Below are 19755 nucleotides of genomic sequence, written 5' to 3'. Positions count from 1 at the left end.
GGAGCGTGACCGTTCCGATGACAACGACCCATGCCGACTGGGTGCTGCCCACCGGGGTGCCCGGACTGCTGAGCTTCACCTCGAAGTTCGAGGCGGTCCTGGCCGACCTCCAGCGGGCGCTGACCGCGACGGACCCGTCGGCCTCCACCGGACCGGCCTGGTACGCGCCGGTCGTACCGCGTGCCGACATCGACCGCGCCCAGTACGCCGAGTCCTTTCCGCAACTGCTGGGATCCGTGCACGCGTTGCGGACCGGCGCGAGCCCCGACGCACCGCATCTCGCCGCCGCCCGGTCGGAGACCGACGTGGTGCTCGCCCCCGCCATCTGCTACAGCGTCTATCCGCAGATCGCCGACCGTACGATCGACGAGGCCCGCTTCTTCGACGCGGTCGGCCACTGCTACCGCCACGAGGCGACCAGCGAGTACGGCCGTTTCCGCTCCTTCCGGATGCGCGAGTTCGTGGTGGTCGCCGGGAAGGACGAGGCCTGGCAGTGGCGGGACGACTGGATCTCCCGTACGGAGGCGCTGTTCACCGGGCTCGGCCTGAAGTTCTCCGTCCGGCAGGCGAGCGATCCCTTCTTCGGCCCCGGAGACCGGTTCATGCGCAGCAGCCAGCTCCAGCAGGACCTCAAGTACGAGTTCCACACCGAGGTGTACGAGGGCGATCCGGGGACCGCCATCGCCTCGGCCAACAGCCACAAGGACCACCTCGGCGAGCGGTTCGCGATCGGCTTCGCGGGCCAGGGGCCGGCGCACAGCTCCTGCATGGCCTTCGGACTCGAACGGACCGTCTCCGCCCTCATCCACGCACACGGCGACAACCTCGACGACTGGCCCGACATCGCCTGAGCCCGACAGTCCGGGCCCGGTGGTTCAGCCGCGCGCTGGATCACCGGGCCCCGGCGTCGGGCGGCCCGTGCGCAGCAGCACCTCGGCGACGAAGGGGGCCAGCTGGTAGTGGTAGGGGTGAAGGGGAGCGGGCAGCAGGAGCGAGGTGTCCAGCAGGTCCGAGACGAGCGTGAGCGGATTCGCCGTGGAACCGTGCCCCGGCCGGTCGTACCGCGTGCTGATCTCGTCCAGCGCGAAACGGTGCGTGGGCAGCGCCGCGATGCGTTCGAGCAGCAGCCGGTGGTCGTTGCTGAGCAGGTCCACGCTCCACAGGATGCTGTCGGACACCGACCGCTGATGGCGCAGCAGCGCGTGGTCGTTGGACCAGAGCATCTCCGGCGTGGGTCCGTACGAGATCATCAACCGGATCGGTATGGCGCGCAGGCACTCCGCGGCGAATTCGATGTAGCGGGGCAGGCCGCCCAGCCGCCGGCACAGCTCGGCCACCAGCGGCAGGTCCTTCTCCAGCTCGGCGATGGCCGGGGACTCGCTGCCGACGTGTCTCAGGAAGAGTTCCACGGCGGGTGCGGCGGACAGCGGTTCCCCGGACGGGTGGTCCAGCGTCAGCGGCTGGATCTCCCTGTTGGCGCCCATCCGCTCGGTGAGCCGGCGGCGCGTGGTGATGAGGATGTGCACGGCGGGGAACCCGGCCTGGAGCTCCCGGACGGCCGCCATCACACCGGCCGGTACGTGCTCGGCGTTGTCCAGCACCAGCAGCATGTCGGTGTCGGGACCGGGTTCGCCGCGTCCGGCGCCCGGCTGCTCCGGCGAACGGCCCCGGGACATCTGCCGCCGGACCCGGTTCAGCACCACGGCGGTCTGCTCGCCGTGCCCGGCGCCCTCTGCCTCCAGGTCGCCGAGCTCCACCGCCTCCACACCGTCCCGGAACAGATGGCCGATCCGGGCGGCCACGTCCAGGGCCATCCGGGTCTTGCCGACCCCGCCCGGGCCCAGGAACGTGGTCAGCCGGTGCGTACGGACGGTGTGCGCGAGCTGCTGGTGCGCGGAACCGCTGCCGACCAGCGCCGAGGAGGGCACGTCGAGCCCGCCCCACCGGGCCGACTCCGGCCGCTCCGCGCCCTGCTGCTGCTCGTCGGCCACGCCGAGCGCGTTCACCAGGAGATCCACCGAGGAGCGGCGCGGGTTGCGCACCCGGCCCAGCTCCAGGTTCCTGATGGTGCGTACGCTCAGTCCCGAGTGTTCGGCCAGTTCCTCCTGCGTCCAGCCACGCTGGATGCGCAGCGCCGCGAGCCGCCGGGAGTTCCAGGTGGGCCGGTGCGCACCGAGCAGGGTGAATCCTTCGGTGTAGCCGATGGTCATCGATACCCCTGAGATTGAAGTTCGAACAGCTCGGCGTAGAGGCCGCCTTGCTCCATCAGCTCCCGATGGCTGCCCTGCTCCCTGATCCTCCCGCCGTCCAGGACGACGATCAGATCGGCCGTGCTCACCGTCGAGAAGCGGTGGGAGACCAGAAGCGTGACGGTGTTGCGGCTGCGGCCGGCTCGCCCCGCCGCCGCGAAGCGCTCGAACAGCGCGTTCTCGGTGTGCGCGTCCAGTGCGGCCGTCGGCTCGTCGAACACGGTGATCAGCGGATCGGTGCGCATCAGGCCGCGGGCCAGTGCGAGGCGCTGCCACTGGCCCCCGGACAGCTCCACCCCGTCGTCCCAGCGTGTGCCGAGCCGGGTGTCCAGTCCCCGCGGCAGGCGCTCCACGACGCCCGAGGCATCAGCCCGCTCCAGGGCCGCGCTCACCGCGGCCCGGTCCTCGATCCGCGGCAGGTCGCCGACGCCCACCGTCTCCACGACCGGGAACTCCAGTCGCGCGTGGTCCTGGAACGCCGCGGAACAGCGGGCCCGCCACTGCGCCATGTCGCAGCCGGCCAGGTCGACCCCATCCACCAGGATCGCACCGGAGTCCGGTCGGTAGAAGCCGCACAGCAGCTTGACCAGCGTGCTCTTGCCCGCACCGTTGTCCCCGACCAGGGCGACCACGGCGCCGGGCGGCAGCAGCAGGTTCACCCGGTCGAGTACGGCCCGACCGCCTTCCGCCTCCGGATAGCCGAAGCCGAGATCCCGCAGCTCGATGCCCCGGCTCAGCCTGTCGGGCAGGGCGGCGGAGGTGGTCCGGCCACGCCGCTCGTCGGCCACGTAGTCCTCCAGCCACACCAGGCGCCCGCCCACGCGCAGGACCGCCAGGAAGTAGGTGCCGTAGCGCACCGCCGTCCCCACGGTCATGGTGAGCTGGGCGGCCAGGCCCAGGACCAGGACGACATCGCCGGCCGTGGCCCGGCCGTGCACCGCGAGCACCATGACGAGCGTGACGGCGGCGATGTATCCGAGCGTGGTGATCAGCGCGTCTGCCGCCTGCAGGCCCGCTCCGCGCCAACTCGCGCGGTTGCGCGGCCCGATCACCGTGTCGGAGACCTGCCGATGGCGGGAGCCGAGCAGGTGCGTCAGACCGTAGACCCGCAGTTCACCCGCCGCGTCGGTGGAGGTTCCGAGCTCGAACAGGTGCTGGCGCAGCCGCTCCTGCTCGCTGGTCGCCTCCTGCGCCCGCACCGTCAGATCCCGGCTGACCTTGCCGAGCCAGAAGGACACCACCGCGAGCACGGGCAGGCACAGCAGCAGGGGGGCCACCCCGGCCAGCAGGACGGCGGTGACGATCAGTGTCGCACCGACCCGCAGCACACCCGCGGTCGCGTTGACCATGCCCGAGAGCTGGAACTGCTGCTCGCGGATCCGCTGCACCTGGTCCAGGTACTCGGGGCGTTCGTGGTGCGCCAGTCCCTCGGCGCCGCCGATCAGCCGCATCAGCCGCCGGCTGGCCGCCGCCGTGGCGCGTTCCTGGACGGTGAACAGGCAGTGCACGTAGTAGAAGACCGAAGCCAGGGCGACACCGACGGTGACCGCCAGCATCACCGCGGCGCCCAGGCCGAGTCCGGTGTCCCCGGAGACGGCGGCGTCCACGATCATCTTCGCGCCGAGACCGCCGACGGGCACCGAGACCTCGAAGACGATGCCGGTGAGGAACTGCATCGCCGCGTGCCAGGGGGCGGCCCCCACGCCGATCCGCATCAGCTCCCGATAGCCGCGCAGCGTCTTAAACATGTTTCGCCTCCGCGGCCGCCGTGCGTCCCACGGGCGCGTTCCGGCCCCGCCGCGGCGCCACGAAGCGCGCCGCCTGCAGGTCGAACATCGCCGCGTACCGTCCCCGCCGGGCCAGCAGTTCCTCGTGCGAGCCGTCTTCCACGACCGCACCTCCTTCGAGTACGACTATCCGTTCGGCGCGCCGGACGGTGGAGAAGCGGTGCGAGATCAGGATCGTGGTGAGTCCCGCGGTCAACTCCAGGAACCGGTCGTAGATCTCCGCCTCGGCCCGTACGTCGAGGGCCGCGGTCGGCTCGTCGAGGATCAGGACCCGGGCGCCTGCGTCCACCGCGAACAGCGCCCGCGCCAACGCCACCCGCTGCCACTGTCCGCCGGACAGATCGGTCCCCCCCGTGTACTGCGGTGAGAGCACCGTGTCCCAGCCGTGGGGGAGCCCCTCGATCATGGTCAGCGCGCCGGCCCGGTGCGCCGCCTCGCGCAGCCGGTCACGGTCGGCGGCCCAGCGCGGGGCGCCCATCGAGATGTTCTCGGCCGCGGTCAGTTCGTACCGCGCGAAGTCCTGGAACAGGACGCCGATCTTCTCGCGCCAGGCCGCCGGGTCGAGGTCCGCCAGTTCGTGACCGTCGACGCGGATGCTGCCGCCGGTCGGTCGGTGCAATCCGCAGATCAGCTTCACCAGCGAGCTCTTGCCCGCTCCGTTCTCCCCGACGACGGCGATCGAGCGGCCCGCGGCGATCCGCAGATCGACGCCGGTCAGGGCCTCCCGGCCGGTCCCTGGGTAGCGGAAACGGACCCCGCTGAAGTCGATGCTCCTGGTCGGGAAACCGACGGGCAGCTTGTCGATCCGCTGCTGCTGCGGCGGCGGCGGCACGGACAGCCGCGCGTCCAGGCCCAGGACGCGGGGGACGGCGGCGCCGGCGTAGGAGAGATAGGCGTTGTTGTCGTCGAAGGCCGTGTAGTTGTTGGCCAGGGCCAGCGCCTGTGCGTACACGGCCACGGCGCCGATCCCGATGTCGTGGTGCACGGCGGCCCAGGCGAGCATGCCGTACGACACCAGGTTGACCAGCGCGACCGCCCCGGTGGAGCACAGCACGACCCGGGCACGGGGCCTGCGCTCCCGCCACACCGGCTCGGTCGCCTCCCGCCAGGAGCGGTCGAACCGCTCGATCAGCCAGTCCAGCAGGCCCCAGATCCGCACTTCCTTGGCAGCGGGCCGGGAAAGCACCAGATCGCGCAGGTACTCCGCCCGCCGCAGCGCGGTGCTGCGCCCGCCGCCCACCTGCCCCACCCGGAAGTACTCGCGCTGCATGAAGTGCACGACCACCGGCCAGGCCACCAGCCACAGCAACCCGATCCACCAGTGGAAGACCAGCAGCAGGGCCGCTGCCGCCAGCGCGCGCAACCAGGCCGGCAGGACCACCGCGAGGGCGGTCACTGCGTGACTGGGCCGGTCGGTCTCCGCCATCCCCAGCCCGCGCACCACCCGCAGCGCGTCGAGCACTTCGGGGTCGGTCAGATGCGCTGTCCCCTCCGGGCGCCCCACTGCCGCCATGACCCGCTGCTGGAGGTCCCGATCGACCTCGCGGCCGAGGGTCTCGCCGAACGCGGTCAGCAGCGGCGCCAGGGTCTGCTGCACCAGCACCAGCGCGCCGGCCGTGGCCAGCAGGACGAAGGTGTGCCGGCCGGCGGGTGAGGACAGGCCCGCGTCGAGCGTGGCGTGGATCGAGCCGATGAGCAGACCGGTCACCACCGCGCCGGCCATCGGCAGCACCGCCGCGGTCAGCACGCCGAGCAGGCCCAGTACGGCCTTGCTCCGGTCGACCCGGGGGAGCAGCCGCAGAAGGGCGAGGATTCCGTGGACGGTGGGGGGGATCCTGGGCCTTCGGCTCAGGGGGAAGCGCACAGGGGACATGGGATGGGCACTCTTCCTGTCCGGTCCGGGTGATGCCGCGGTCAGTGGGACGCAGGGGTGCAGGGGGCGGGGCGCGGGCCACCCCAAGGTAGAAAAGCCAGGGTTCGACGACGGTATGGCGGAGGTATGGATCGGCTGTGCTCCGCACCGCCCACGCCCGAGGCGGCCGCCCTGACCGGGTCAGATCAGGACGGCCCCGTCGCCGGGCCGACAGCCGCGGCTGCGGCGGTGGTCCAGGTGGACGAAGACGCGGTGCAGCCAGCGGTCCGCACCGTCGTAGCGGGGTGAGAACGCGACCCGGCCGTGCACCACGACGCGGTTGTCGACGAAGATCATGTCGCCGGGGCGCAGGACGACGTCGGTGCGCACCGCCCACAACGCCTCCCGCAGCTGCGCCAGGGCCTTCTCGGCGTTCTCGTCGAGCCCGCTGGTGGCGTGGAAGTCGACGCAGATGTCGGGATCCTCGGGAGCGCCGTCGAGCACCGGCCTCGGGCCGGACGGACCGGTCGAACGGAAGGACGGCGGCGCCTCGGTGAGGAAGCGCGGTTCGTGCAGGACGGCACGGGTCTCCTCGTCGATCAACGCGAGCGCCCGCCGGATGGAGGCGACCTGGGTGCCGACCAGGTCCTCGTGCGCGGGCCGCAGGCACAGCAGTCCGACGTAGTCGGGGCGGTGCGGGTGGAAGGCGTTCTCGGTGTGGAACTCCAGGCGGACCGAGCCGCCGTTGCTCTGCGAGTCGGCCAGCGCCGGGACCGGGACGACGTTCTGCACCATCGCGCCCTGCTTCTCGTTCCGGTAGGCGACGACCGTCCCGAGCGCGCTGCCCAGCAGCATCGCCAGTGCCGCCGGGGTCGTGGCCACGCGTTCCACCGAGTCCCGCACGGTGGGGGTGGGCGGCAGGGGACCGGGGGAGAGCGGGAGGTTGCTGAAGGTCAGGGTCCCGTCGGGTCCGGCGTCGTGGCTGAAGTCCCGCATCGCCCCGCTCAGCCGCTCGGGCAGGCCGCAGCTCGCCCGGCGGGCGTGGATCCGCCAGCCGGGATCGTCCACCAGTGCCGGTTCGGCGCGGGTCAGCCGCCGGACCAGCGCGGCGAGGTCGGCCCGTTCCTCACCGGTGAGTTCGAGGAGCGCGGTTTCATTTCCGTGGTCGGCGTTCGCGCTCGCCATGGTTGAGGTCACGCTCGTCTCTCCTCTTCCGAATTCCGCGTTATCCCTGGGGCGATTGCATAAATCGCCGTTCTGGCGACCCTCGGCGAGTCTTTACGGCTGCTTGCCGCCGTATCCAGGCAGCGGACCGGCAATTGGCGGAGCGGAACTTGCCTGCCGGATGCCTGTACCGCGATCGCGCGGGAAATGAAGCTTTCCGGGAGGCTCGACACAAGAGACGGAGTAGTGCCGTGCACCCGACCTTGCGGAATGGAATACCGCTCAGCTGCCAGGCAGTGGAGCGCCTGCTGTGCGAGATCTGCAGTGAGCATTTCGGGCACGCGGTCTCGCCGTACGACGACTTGTTCGAGCTGGGCGGTGACTCGTTGTCGATCATCGAGATCGCGACCGCGGCGCGGGCGCTGGGGCTGCCGATCCGCAGTTCGGACGCCCTGCGGCATCCGGTGCCTGCCCGGCTCGCGGAGTACCTGACGCTGCCCCGTGCTCCGGCGCCGGGCCCGCGGCCGGCCGCCCTCGACCCGTACGCCGGTTCGGCGACGGCGGCGGATCCGGCCGGGACGGAAGTCCGGGCGATCCCCATCACCGGCGGCGACGCGGCGGAAGCGCTCCACGTGGTGCACTCGGAAAGCCATGTACGTGCCGAACGGGACGCGGTCGCGGCCTGGGTGGGCGCACGCGCGGCCGTCGGCCACCTGCTGCCGGACACGGGCGCCCCGACCGCTCCCGGTGGGACTCTCGCCGAACTGGCGGACCGTTGTCTGCCCGCCCTGCTCCGCCACCGGCCCGCGAACGGCTACCGGCTGGCAGGATTCGGCCATGGCGCGGTGGTCGCCCTCGAACTGGCCCGCAGCCTGCGCGAGCGCGGCTATCCCGTCGCCCTGCTGGCGCTGATCGCCCCACCGGCCGGACGCACCGCCGAAGAGCCGGCCGCGACCCTGGACGATCTCCTGGCCAGGAGGCTGGCGGCGCTGGCCGGACGGTTCGCGCTCACCGGCGGCGAGAGCCTCGAGGACATCCACCTCAGGCTCCGTGAAGCCGGCTGGTACGAGCACGTGGCACGGCCGCAGGACCTGCCGCGGCTCCAGCTCGCCTGGGCCCGCACCGCCCTCGCCGTCCAGGAATACGACTACCCGGCCTACGCGGGCCGGGCCGTCCTGGTCGCCGACACCTGCTCCGCCCATCCGGCCGAGCGGGCGTGGGACGACAACGCCGAGCGGCTCACGGTCCACCGGCTCGACCTCGGACTCGACTGCTCGCTGCCGGTCATCGGCGACCGGCAGGTGGCCGACCTGATGAGGAAGGTGCTGGACGCATGAACGCCGCCCCCAGGACGGCGGCCGCGGCCGCCCCCCGGACCACGACGACCGCCTCCCGACCGGTCGCCGACCGGTCGATCGCACGGCTGCGGCCCGCCGAGGACCCCGGACTGCGGCTCATCTGCTTCCCCCATGTCGGTGCGGGCGCGACCGCCTTCAGACCCTGGCTCGAGCACCTGCCGCCCGAGGTCGACCTCTGCGCGATCCGGCCCCCCGGCCGGGAGAGCCGGATACGCGAGGCCCTGCTCACCGACGGGCGCTCCCTGCTGGACGAGGTCGAACCGCACCTGGTACCCCTGCTCGACGTGCCGTTCGCCGTGGTCGGGCACTGCTCGGGGAGCATGCTGGCCCACGAGTTCACACGGCGGCTGCACGCCGCCGGCGGTCCCCTGCCGGTCGAGCTGGTGGTCTCCTCCTCCGAGGGGCCGCGCGAGCGCGTCGTCGAGGACCCGCCGCTGCACCGACTGCCCGGCCGTGAGCTGCTCACGAGGGTCGTCTCCTACGGCGGAATGGCGCAACAGGTCTTGGAGGACCCCGACCTGATGGCCATGTTCGAACGCATTCTGCGGGCGGACTACCAGGTCGTCGAGACCCTCGAACACTCCCCGGGGCCCGCGCTGGACCTGCCGGTCACCGTCATCGGCGGGCGCCGCGACGGATTCGTGAGCGCCCGGGCGATGTCGGCGTGGAGCGCCGAGACCACCAAGGAGTTCGCCCTGCACCTGCTGGACGCGGACCACTACATCCTCAACGAGGCGGGAGCACTGATGGGACGGATCGCACGACGGCTGCTGGTACGAGGGGGCGGCGGGTGAGCACCGGAGACTTCCGGCTGCCGAGCGCATGGCGGTGCGCGGCCGCCGACGGGCCGGTCCCGCGCACGGCCGAGGTGGGATACGCGGACCTCGTGCCCGCGCTGGACGCCCTGGCAGCCGCCGCTCGCGTCGACACGCTCGCCGTCGTGGTCGCCGCGCACGCCAAGGTGCTGAACTCCCTGGTCGAGGAGGCGGTCTTCCGTACCGACGTCCTGCCGTCCGGTGACAGCGCGGGTGCGCGCTCCCTGGAGATACGACCGGGCGGCGCGCGCACCTGGCGCGAGCTGGTCGAACAGACCGGAACCGCCTTGCACGCGCTGCAGCCGGTGCCGACGACGGCGCCCGCCGCGGACGACGACCGCTCGCCGCGGGCCGACCGCGTCCTCCTGGCCGCCGACGGCGCCGCGCTCGACACGGTCCCCGGCGACGCCTCCGGCACGGTCCCCGGCAGCGGGCGGTACGGACTGCGGGTCGGCGTGCGCGAGAGCACGCTGATCCTGCGCGCCGCGGGCCACCTCGACGCCGCCGGCCTCGACCGGCTGGCGGTGATGTACCGGCGCGCCCTCGAAGCGATGGCGGCGGCGCCCGAGGCGGACGCGGCGACCGCCGTGCTGCCGGACGGCGAGCGTGACGCCGTGCTGCGGCGATGGGCCGTGGGACGCACCGTCGCCTGGGAGCCCGCCGGGGTGCTCGAACTCTTCAGGCAGCAGGCCGCGCGGACACCCGACGCGCCGGCCGTTCGCGCGAGCGGCCGCACCCTCAGCTACCGCGAACTGGACGAGTGCTCCACCCGGCTCGCGCACCACCTGCTCGCCCGCGGCGCCCGCCCCGAAGCACTCGTCGGAGTCAGCCTGCGCCGCGGCCCGGATCTGCTGCCGGCCCTGCTGGCGGTCTGGAAGACCGGCGCGGCGTATCTGCCGCTCGATGTGGACCTGCCCGTACACCGGCTGCGCCACATGGTCGCCGCCGCGGGCTGCGCCCTCATGGTCACCCGCTCCGAACACCTCGACGCACTCGGTCCGTTCGACCAGGGCGAGTGCGTCCTGCTGGACCGGGAGCGCGCGGCGATCGACGCGGTCGAACCGACCCCCGTCGACGTCCCCGTCGGTCCGGCGCACCTGGCCTATGTCATCTACACCTCCGGATCCACCGGCGAACCCAAGGGCGTCATGGTGCACCACGGAGGCCTGGCGAACTACGTGCTCTGGACCGCCCTGGAGTACGCCGCCCGCGGCACCGGCGGTTCGCCGCACTTCAGCTCGATCGGCTTCGACCTCGGTGTCCCGAGTCTGTTCACCCCGCTGGTGGTCGGCCAGCGCGTGGACCTGCTGCCCGACCCGCTCGACACCGCCGACCTCGGCGTGCACCTGCTCGCAGGCGCGCCGTACAGCTTCATCAAGATGACCCCGGGCCACCTGCACCTGCTGAGCACGGACCTCGAGCCGGAGGAGACGCACGGCCTCGCCGGACTGGTCATCGCCGCCGGAGACGCGTTTCCGGCGGAACTGGCCAGGCGGTGGGGCGAACTGGTCGGCCCCGGCGGCACACCGGTCGCCACGGAGTACGGTCCGACGGAGATCACCGTCGGCAACTCCGGCCAGATGGTCACACAGCTGCCGGCCGACGGGCTCGTCCCGCTCGGCCTGCCCATCCCCAACACCACGATGTACGTCCTCGACGACTGCCTCGAACCGGTCCCCGAGGGCGTCCCCGGCGAGGTGTACGTGGGCGGCGCGGGCGTGGCCCGCGGGTATTTCGGCGCCCCCGCCCTCACCGCGGCACGCTTCATGCCCGACCCCTACGGAGAGCCGGGCGGCCGCCTGTACCGCACGGGTGACCGCGGCCGGTGGCGGCAGGGCCGGTTGGAGTTCCTGGGCCGCACCGACCACCAGGTGAAGATCCGCGGCCATCGTGTCGAGCCGGGTGAGGTCCGGGCCGCGCTGCTGCGCCGCCCGGACGTCGGCGAGGCCGTGGTGACCGCGTGGGTGACGCGGTCCGGCTCGCAGCGGCTGGCCGCGTTCGTCGTCCCCGCCGCCGGGTGCGGCCTCGACCCCTCCCGGATCCGCTCCGAACTGGCCGGTGACCTGCCCGAGTACATGGTCCCCGCGCAGATCCTCGGCGTCGAGGAGATCCCGCTGACCGCCAACGGCAAGGTCGACACCCGGTCGCTGCAGACCCGGCTGTGACGTTCCCACCCACGAGACCGAAGACGACAGAAAGCGGGACCCGGTGAGTGATACGGCCGCGGACAAGACGTACCGAGTAGTCGTCAATCACGAGGAGCAGTACTCGATCTGGGACGCCCACCGCCGGCCGCCGGCGGGCTGGCGGCCCAGCGGGTTCACCGGCGACAGGCAGCAGTGCCTGGACCACATCACGGAGATCTGGACGGACATGCGCCCGCTCAGCATCCGCGGTGAACAGCCTCCCGCGTCGACCGGGACGAGGTAGCCGATGACCCCCCTGCTGCCCGACCTCTTCCTCGACCGGGCCCGCGCGCATCCCGAGGCGCCCGCGGTCGTGCACGGCACCGACGAGGTCTCCTACCGGGAGCTGGCACGCTCGGCCCGCCGTATCGGCGGCGCGCTCACCGGACTCGGCGTCCGGAACGAGTCGGTGGTCGCCGTGATGATGCCGCCGGGCCCCGACCTGGTCGCGACCCTGCTCGGCATCTGGCTGGCCGGCGGCTGCTACCTGCCGCTCGACCCCTTCGCCCCGCCCGCCCGGCTGCGGCAGACGGTGGAGGCCGCCGGCGCCCTCCTGGCCGTGGTGGACGAGCCGTGGCCCGCGCGAGGAGCGGAACTCCCACCGCCGACCGCCGTCCACCAGGTCGATCGGCTCATGGCGGCGGGGGACCCGGACACCCCGGTGCGTGCCTGCGACGCGCGTCAGGCCGCCTACATGATTTTCACCTCCGGCTCCACGGGAGCCCCCAAGGGCGTCGTCATCGAACACGCGGGCATCGCCAACCGGGTGCTGTGGGGGGTGCGGGCCCTGGGCCTGACCCCGGACGACAGGGTGCTGCAGAAGACCCCCCTCACCTTCGACGCGGCCGGCTGGGAGATCTTCGGCCCGCTGGTCTGCGGGGCGCCGGTCGTCTTCGGCCGGCCCGACGCGGGACGCGACCCGGCGGAGCTTCTCGCCTCGGTCCGCGAGCAGGAGGCCACCGTGGTACAGGTCGTCCCCACGATGCTGCGGCTGCTGGCCGCGGCACCCGACCTGGCCTCCTGCAAGACCCTGCGCACGATCTGCTCCGCGGGGGAGCCGCTCAACGCCGAACTGTGCCGCCGGGTGCTCGACCGGGTCGACGTGGAGATCTGGAACACCTACGGCCCCACCGAGTGCTCCATCGACGTGCTGGCGCACCGCTTCGACCCCGCCCAGCTCACCGGCCCCGTGCCGATCGGCCGGCCCGTCGACAACACCCGGGTGACACTGCTGCCCGCCGACGGGCCGACCGGCGACGACGCGCCGTTCGAGCTGTTCCTGTCCGGTCCGGGAGTCGCCCGTGGATACCACGGGGACGCGGCACGCACCGCGGAACGCTTCCTGCCCGACACCGACGGCCCGCCCGGCACCCGGATGTTCCGCACCGGCGACCTCGTACACCGCCGTCCGGACGGGGCTCTGGAGTTCCTCGGCCGGGTCGACGACCAGGTGAAGATCAACGGTGTACGCGTCGAACCCGGCGAGGTCGAGGCGGCGCTCGAGGCCCATCCCGAGGTCGTCGAGGCGGTCGTACGGGCGGTCGACGGGCCCGACGGCCCCGACGGTCCCCGGCGGCTCGCCGCCTGGGTGGTCACCGGACGGCCCGGTGCGGCCGAGCGGCTGACGGGCTATCTGCGCGACCGGCTGCCGCCCGCCCTCGTTCCCGTCGTCGTCGAGATCGACACCCTGCCCAGGACCGCCAGCGGCAAGACCGACCGCACACGGCTGCCGCAACCCGACTGGTCCGGCGTGCCCGGCGGCGCCCGCACGCCGCGGACCGCCGAGGAACGCATCGTGCTCGCGGCCTGGCGGCACCTGCTGGACACCGACGAGATCGGTCCTGACGACGACTTCTTCCGGCTCGGCGGCCACTCACTGCAGCTCACCCGGCTGACCGCCCTGCTCGGCCGGGCCTCGGGGCTCGCCGTCACCCTGCGCGACCTGCACTCCGCGCCGACCGTGCGGCAGCAGGCCGCCCTCCTGGGCAGGGCCTCGAAGGCGCAGCCGATCGCACCGCTGCCGCCCGGGGCACGACTCCCGCTGTCCCACGCGCAGGAGCGGTTCTGGGTGCTCGACCGGATCGATCCGGGCAGCCGCGAATACCTGCTGCCGATCCTCGTCTGGCTCCCCTCCGACATCCCTGCGCCCGTGGTGGAGAACGCGCTGGCGCAGCTGGTGCGACGGCACGAGGTGCTGCGCACCCGCTACGAGATGGACGCCCAGGGTCTGGCTGCGGTGGTCGAACCCCCCGGCGCCGTCTCCGTCGCGCTGCGGACGGTCGACACCACGCCCGAACGGACGGCCGGCGCACTCGCCGAAGACCTGGGCAGGGGCTTCGACCTGGCGTCCGCGCCGATGTTCCGGGCCGCCCTGATCAGGGACGGCGGCCCGGAGCAGCTGCTGCTCCTGGTGTGCCACCACATCATCGGTGACGGCTGGTCGTCCCGGCTGCTCGAACAGGAGTTGCGCGAAAGGGTCATGGCGATCCGGGAGGGCCGCGCACCGGCCGTCCCCGAGGCGGCGCTGCGCTACGTCGACGCCGTCGCCTGGATGAGGGCGCAACTGACCGAGGAACAACTGGCCGAGCAGATGGCCTACTGGCGCGAACAACTGGCCGACCTGCCCGTCCTGGAACTCCCCGCGTGCCGCGAACGCGCTGCCCACCGCAGCATCGACGGCGCCGCCGTCCTGGTGGAGCTGCCCGCCCAGTCGGTCGCGCCGCTGCTCGCCCTGGGCCGCCGCTGCGGGGCGACGCCGTTCGTGGTGCTGCTGACGCTCTGGACGGTCACGCTCGCGCGGGCCGCGGACCAGTGGGACTTCGGGGTCGGCTCCCCGCACGCGGGACGCACCCGCCCCGAACTGCACGACCTGGTCGGACTCTTCCTCAACACCGTCGTCCTGCGGTCCGCGCTCACACCGGAGCTGGCCTTCACCGAAGCGGTGTCCGTCGTGGAACGCACCTGCCGCGAGGCGTTCGCGCGGCACGCCGTGCCCTTCGAGGCCGTCGCCGACGCCGTCGCCCCGGCACGCGGGCTCTCCCGCACGGCGCTGTTCCAGAACCTGTTCGCGCTGACCGGGGACGAGACCGTCGGGCAGGTCCCGCGGGACCGCGATCTCGAACTGCTCGGCCAGGCGTGGAGCGTCTCACGCACCGACCTGGCGCTCACCTTGTGGCCCCACGCCGACGGACGCTACGGCGGAGTGCTGGAGTACGCCTCCGCGCTCTACGGGGAAGAGGTCGCCGCGGGCCTCGCCGGGTCCCTGCGCGCCCTGGCCGAACGCTTCGCGGCCGACCCGGGGACCGCGATCGGCGCGCCGGATCCGCTCGCCGACGTGCGGCAGGGCGTGCCCGGAGCCGTGTCCCCGGAGCCGGACGACGAGGCGGCGCCGCGGCCGGACGACGACACGGCCGCGCACCTCGACAGTGCCCTCGGCCACGTCCGCGACCTTCTCGCCCAGCCGGACGTGGGCCCGGATGACGACTTCATGGCTCGCGGCGGCACCTCGCTGCTCGCCGCACGCCTGCTGTGGAACATCCAGACGGCCTTCGGCGTGGAGGTCTCCATGCGGGTGTTCTTCGACCTGCCGACGGCGAGGGCACTCGCCCGGGAGATCGGCGAACAGCTCCGGCCGAGGCCGGTCGGCCCGGCCCCGCACGATGAATCGACGGAGAGGAACGCCTGATGCCGGCCGCCAGGACACAGCAACCGCGGACGATCGAGTGGGCGGACCGGGCCGGGCCGCTGCCCCTGTCCTCCGGACAGCGGCAGATGTGGCTGCTGCACCAACTGGCCCCGGCCAGCCGCGCCTACCTGATGACCTGGACGCTGCGGGTCACCGGTCCGCTGCATGCGGAAGGGCTGCGTCGGTCCTGGGAGCGGCTGGCCGACCGACACGAGATCTTGCGGACGCGCTATCAGCGGTTCGGCGACACACCCCGTCAGATCATCGACCCACCGGGCCCCTTCGCCCTGCGCTTCGTCGACCTGGCGGAGGAGCCGGCCGCGCGGCGCGAGGAGCGCGCCGGGCAGATCGCCGACTGGGAGCGGAGCCGGCCGTTCGACCTGACCGCGCAGCAACCGCTGCGCGTCACGCTGATCAGAATCGATGCGGAACTGCACCTCATGGTGGTCAACATCCACCACATCGCCTGCGACGAGGACTCCTACCGGATCATCGCCGCCGAACTGGAGGCGCTCTACGCGGCGGAGACGTCGGGAACGCCGTCGGCCCTCGGCGAACCGCAGGTCCAGTACGCCGACTTCGCCGCATGGGAGGCATCCCGCGACGCCGCGCTCGGCCGCCACCTCGACCACTGGCGCAAGGCCCTCAGCGGTGTGCGGGACCTTCCCCTGCCGCTGGACCGGCCCCGTCCGGTGCGCCCCGACCGCAGGGGCGGCCTCGTCGAGATGGCGATCGCCCCCGGGACCGCCGCGGATGTCCTCGGCTTGGCGTCGGCGCACCGCGCGACCCCCTTCATGGTGCTGCTGGCGGCCTATCACGTCATGCTCGCCCGGCTCACCGGCGTCGAGGACGTGACGGTGGGAATCCCCGTCTCGACCCGGACCCCCGACTTCGACGGACTGCTGGGCTACACCGTGAACACCGTCGCCGTCCGTTCGCAGCGCACCGTGGGCCTGACCTTCACCGATGTGGTCGCCCGGGTCAGGGAAGGCGTGTTGGACGCGTTCGACCACCGTTTCGCCCCTTTCGAGCGCGTGGTCGACATGGTCAATCCGGCCCGCGGGCTCGACGGGAACCCCCTGTTCCAGGCGGCCTTCGACATGGAGGACGCAGCCGGGGGCGGCGGCTTCCGGCTCCCGGGCCTGCTGGTCGAGCGGCTCGAGGGGGAGGCCGCACCGGACGCCAAATTCGACCTGACGCTGCACACGGCCGTCGACGCGGACGGGCGGCTCCACGCGCGGCTGGAATACGCCGCTGCGGTGCTCGACGAGAAGACGGTCCGGGTGTGGGCGCAGGAATGGGAGGCGTTGCTGGCCACTTTGGTGAGCCGCCCCGACGAGCCGATCCCGCCAGGCCCGGCCCGGCCCGAGGGCCCCACCCCGGACGGCGCGCCGGCGCGGGTCGCACCGGCCGCACCGACGCCGGCGCTGGTGGAGACGATGCACCGCCTCTGGACCGAGATCCTGGAGGTGGAACACCTCGGCCTCCAGGACAACTTCTTCGACGTCGGAGGCGATTCACTGCGGGCCGTCGCCCTGGCCGGCCGACTGCGCGCGAAGGGCCTGGACGTGTCGGCCACCGACGTCTTCGCGTACCAGACCGTCGAGGAACTGGCCGCCTGGTGCGTGGAGCAGTCGCCGGACGCGTCCGGCGGCGCCGTGCTGCCCGCCGCGGTGGCTCCCTTCGCGCTGCTGAGCCCGCAGGACCGCGCCCTCCTGCCGCCGGACGTGACGGACGCCTATCCGCTGACCGCGACCCAGCTCGGCATGATCGTCGAGTTGCGGGCGCGGCCCGACGTCAACACCTACCAGGACACCACGTCCTACCTGATCCACGACGAACGCCCCCTCGACGCCGCAGCTCTGCAACGCGCGGCCCAACTGGTCGTGGACCGGCACGAGGTCCTGCGCACCAGCTTCGACCTCAACCGCTGTTCCGAACCGCTCCAACTGGTGCACCGCGCCGCGCGCATCGACGTCGGCGTGACCGAGCACGGAGTCCTCGGCGCCGGCGGGTGGCGCCCGCTGCTGGAGGCGTACGCGGCCGACGAGCGCAGCTCCCCGATGGCCATCGCGAGCGCGCCGCTGATCCGCGTCCACGCCCACACCGCCCAGGACTCCCGGGAGTGGTGGATCACCATCACCGAGTGCCACCCGATTCTCGAAGGCTTCAGCTTCCACACGATGCTGATGGAGATCCTCGACGGCTACCGCGTGATGCGTGACGGCGGCACCCCCGCCGAGCCCGAGGCGGTGCCCTTCCGCTACGCGGACCACGTCGCCGCCGAGGCGGCGGCGCGCAGGTCCCAGGAGGACCGGGAGTTCTGGCGCGCCCGGATCGAGGGCCGCATCGGCGCCGCACTGCCCACCGCCTGGCAGGGCGACCGGTCACTCGCCCGCGAGCGCTACCAGCACGCGCTGGACTTTCGGGACATCGAGGACGACCTGCGCAGGCTCGCCTCGGCGACCGGCACGTCGATGAAGGCGGTGCTGCTGGCCGCGCACCTGAAGGTGATGAGCATGGTCGTGGCGACCGAGGACTACTACACGGGCCTGGTGTGCGACGCGCGGCCCGAGGTACCGGGCGCCGACCGCGTGCTCGGCATGTACCTGAACACCCTCCCGTTCGTCATGCCCACCGGGGCGCGGACCTGGGGCGACCTGGTCCGGTCCGTCTACGAGGGCCTGACGGAGATCTGGCCGCACCGCGTCTTCCCGATGCAGACCATCCAGCAGGAGCTCGGGCCGGGAGGCCGACTGCTCGACGTGTTCTTCAACTATCTCGACTTCCGCCAGGTCGACACCTCGCTCGTGGACGAGGACGCGACGTACAACGACAACGACAACGAATTCGCCCTGCACGTCTTCACGATCTCGGGAGTCCTCAAGCTCAATACGACCAGTCACCGGCTCAGCCGGGAGGCCGCGGTGCGCCTCACCGCGCTCTACCGGACCGTGCTGGAAAGCATGGCGCTCGGCCCGGACGGCGACGCCCGCGCCGACTGCCTCCCGGCGGCGGAGCGGGCAGCGCTGATCCGCCTGGACCGCCGCGCGGAGCCGGCCCCCACACCGGTCTCCGTCACCGGAGCCTTCGCCCTGGCCGTGGCGCGGCACCCCGGCGAGATCGCGGTACGCCGCGGCGACGCCGGGGTGACCTACCGGCAGCTCGACGCGCGCACCGGGGAGATCGCGCAGGAGCTGCGGGAACGAGGCGTCGGGCCCGGTGCCCTGGTCGCGTTGGCGTCCGGGGACGCCCTCGACTCGGTCGCCGCGCTGCTCGCCGTCGTACGGACCGGCGCCGCCTTCACCTTCGGGCCGGATCGCGGGGACCCCGTCCCTCCCGCCGGAGCCATTACAGCTGGAGAGGGCGTACGGGCCGCGGGCGCCGTCGACCTCGTCGAACGGCCGGAACCGCTGCCCGTGGACACGGCGTGCGTTCTTCCCGGCGACCCGCGGACCGTGGTGTCGCACGATGAGCTGGCCCGTGCGCTCGCCGATCTGCGCGGTGAGCTGGAGGCGCGCGGCGCCGGCCCGGCCGCGGGATCGGTCTGGCTGTGCCCCGGGCCGTCGGTCACCGCCGCGACCCTGCTCGACGTGCTGACGGCCCTGACCGGCGGCGGTACCGTCGCCATGACCTCCGCGCCGGTGCCCGAGGCCCTCCCCGAGATGGGTCGGCTGATCGCCACCGGGCAGGTGACGCACCTCAGGACGACGCCGCTGGTGGCACAGCGGGTCCTCGGCCGGTCCCCGCGGCCGCTGACGGTCCTCCTCGGCGGCGACGTCGAGGCCGGTCCCGCCCTGTCGGCCGAGCTGCGGGCCCGTGCCCGGACGATCGAGACCGTCATGGCTGACGGCTTGATCGGACCGGTGGCGTACGACGGTGTACCGCCGCGCGGCATGGTGCTGGAAGTGGTGGACCGCCAGGACCGCCCCGTACCGGTCGGTGTGGTCGGCCGGGCACGCGTCGGCGGCACACCTGACACCGGGGCGCCCGGCGGCGGACGGACGCGGGCGACCGGCCTCACGGCCCGGATCGGCCGCTCCGGCAGACTGGAGCCCATGGCACCGGCCGGCCTCCACCTCACCCAGGAACTGCTGGGACTCCACCCTTCGGTGCTGGACTGCCGGGTGGTCGAGCGACTCGGCCGCCTGACGGGGTATGTGCGGCCCGCACCGGGGGAGGACTTCTCGGCCGACCGGATCCGCCGTGCCCTGGCCGGCCGCAGGCTGCCGCGCCCTCTCATTCCCGACGTACTGATCACCGTGAACGAGTGGCCGCTGACCGGTGCCGGGACGGTCGACCTCGACCGCCTGCCGGAGCCGCCCGCCGCGGACGAGGCGACAGCCGAGCAGCCCGCCGCCCCCTGGGACGAGGGGTTCGAGGAACTGCTGGGCAGAGTGCTGCCCGACTCGGCGCACGGCGGCGGGCTCGATCCGGATGCGCCGCTGGCCGACGCGGGCCTCAACTCGATGGCCACGGTGGGCCTCATGGTGGCCATCGAGGAGCTCTACGACCTGGTCATCCCGGACGACTTCCAGATCGTCGACATGTTCCGCACCCCCCGGATGCTGTGGGAGCAGGTCCAGGAATTCCGCGCCGAGCAGGCGTGACGACGCCGGGGGCCGGTACCGACGTCGGCGCCGGTACCGGCCCCCGGCG

11 protein-coding genes are annotated in these 19755 nt (G+C 72.8%); 7 read left to right on the top strand and 4 right to left on the bottom strand.

All coding sequences use genetic code 11. The annotated features are described in order from the left end of the window. Positions 1-17 precede the first annotated feature (17 nt). Positions 18-851, top strand: a complete 834-nt coding sequence (locus tag ACF09K_RS31500) for an aminoacyl--tRNA ligase-related protein (RefSeq protein WP_392248732.1) — start codon at positions 18-20, stop codon at positions 849-851. 24 nt (positions 852-875) lie between these two features. Here ACF09K_RS31500 and ACF09K_RS31495 read toward each other — a convergent pair whose 3' ends face one another. From ACF09K_RS31495 to ACF09K_RS31480, 4 genes are all read right to left on the bottom strand, one after another. Beyond that, a complete protein-coding gene (locus ACF09K_RS31495; RefSeq protein WP_392248731.1) occupies positions 876-2210 on the bottom strand; it encodes a helix-turn-helix domain-containing protein in 1335 nt (444 codons plus the stop codon). Continuing rightward, positions 2207-3997: an ABC transporter ATP-binding protein gene (locus ACF09K_RS31490; protein ID WP_392248730.1), complete on the bottom strand. Its 1791-nt coding sequence runs from the start codon at positions 3995-3997 to the stop codon at positions 2207-2209. The genes ACF09K_RS31495 and ACF09K_RS31490 overlap by 4 nt, the downstream gene beginning before the upstream one ends. Continuing rightward, on the bottom strand, positions 3990-5909 hold the full coding sequence (locus ACF09K_RS31485) for an ABC transporter ATP-binding protein (RefSeq protein ID WP_392248729.1): 1920 nt from the start codon (positions 5907-5909) through the stop codon (positions 3990-3992). The genes ACF09K_RS31490 and ACF09K_RS31485 overlap by 8 nt, the downstream gene beginning before the upstream one ends. Before the next feature lie 180 nt (positions 5910-6089). Beyond that, complete coding sequence (locus tag ACF09K_RS31480) at positions 6090-7085, bottom strand: TauD/TfdA family dioxygenase (RefSeq protein WP_392248728.1); 996 nt, start codon at positions 7083-7085, stop codon at positions 6090-6092. A gap of 230 nt (positions 7086-7315) precedes the next feature. On the opposite strand from ACF09K_RS31480, the gene ACF09K_RS31475 reads away from it, so the two are divergent. Genes ACF09K_RS31475 through ACF09K_RS31450 form a run of 6 tightly spaced genes read left to right on the top strand, consistent with a single transcriptional unit; the run spans position 7316 to position 19706 of the window. Continuing rightward, complete coding sequence (locus tag ACF09K_RS31475; RefSeq protein ID WP_392248727.1) at positions 7316-8389, top strand: thioesterase domain-containing protein; 1074 nt, start codon at positions 7316-7318, stop codon at positions 8387-8389. Then, positions 8386-9204 (top strand): thioesterase II family protein, encoded by an 819-nt coding sequence (locus tag ACF09K_RS31470; RefSeq protein WP_392248726.1) that lies wholly within the window; start codon positions 8386-8388, stop codon positions 9202-9204. The genes ACF09K_RS31475 and ACF09K_RS31470 overlap by 4 nt, the downstream gene beginning before the upstream one ends. After that, positions 9201-11390 carry an amino acid adenylation domain-containing protein gene (locus ACF09K_RS31465; RefSeq protein WP_392248725.1) on the top strand — a complete coding sequence of 730 codons (2190 nt, stop codon included), beginning with the start codon at positions 9201-9203 and terminating at the stop codon, positions 11388-11390. The genes ACF09K_RS31470 and ACF09K_RS31465 overlap by 4 nt, the downstream gene beginning before the upstream one ends. Positions 11391-11433: 43 nt before the next feature. Next, positions 11434-11655 carry an MbtH family protein gene (locus ACF09K_RS31460; RefSeq protein ID WP_392248724.1) on the top strand — a complete coding sequence of 74 codons (222 nt, stop codon included), beginning with the start codon at positions 11434-11436 and terminating at the stop codon, positions 11653-11655. 3 nt (positions 11656-11658) lie between these two features. After that, the gene (locus ACF09K_RS31455; protein ID WP_392248723.1) at positions 11659-15096 is read left to right on the top strand and encodes an amino acid adenylation domain-containing protein; all 3438 of its coding nucleotides are present in this window, start codon (positions 11659-11661) and stop codon (positions 15094-15096) included. Next, positions 15096-19706: a condensation domain-containing protein gene (locus ACF09K_RS31450; protein WP_392248722.1), complete on the top strand. Its 4611-nt coding sequence runs from the start codon at positions 15096-15098 to the stop codon at positions 19704-19706. The genes ACF09K_RS31455 and ACF09K_RS31450 overlap by 1 nt, the downstream gene beginning before the upstream one ends. Positions 19707-19755 lie beyond the last annotated feature (49 nt).

Source organism: Streptomyces sp. NPDC014882 (assembly GCF_043081325.1).
Taxonomy (GTDB): domain Bacteria; phylum Actinomycetota; class Actinomycetes; order Streptomycetales; family Streptomycetaceae; genus Streptomyces.
Note: the sequence above shows the minus strand (reverse complement) of the source record. Positions and strands in the feature narration are given on the sequence as shown.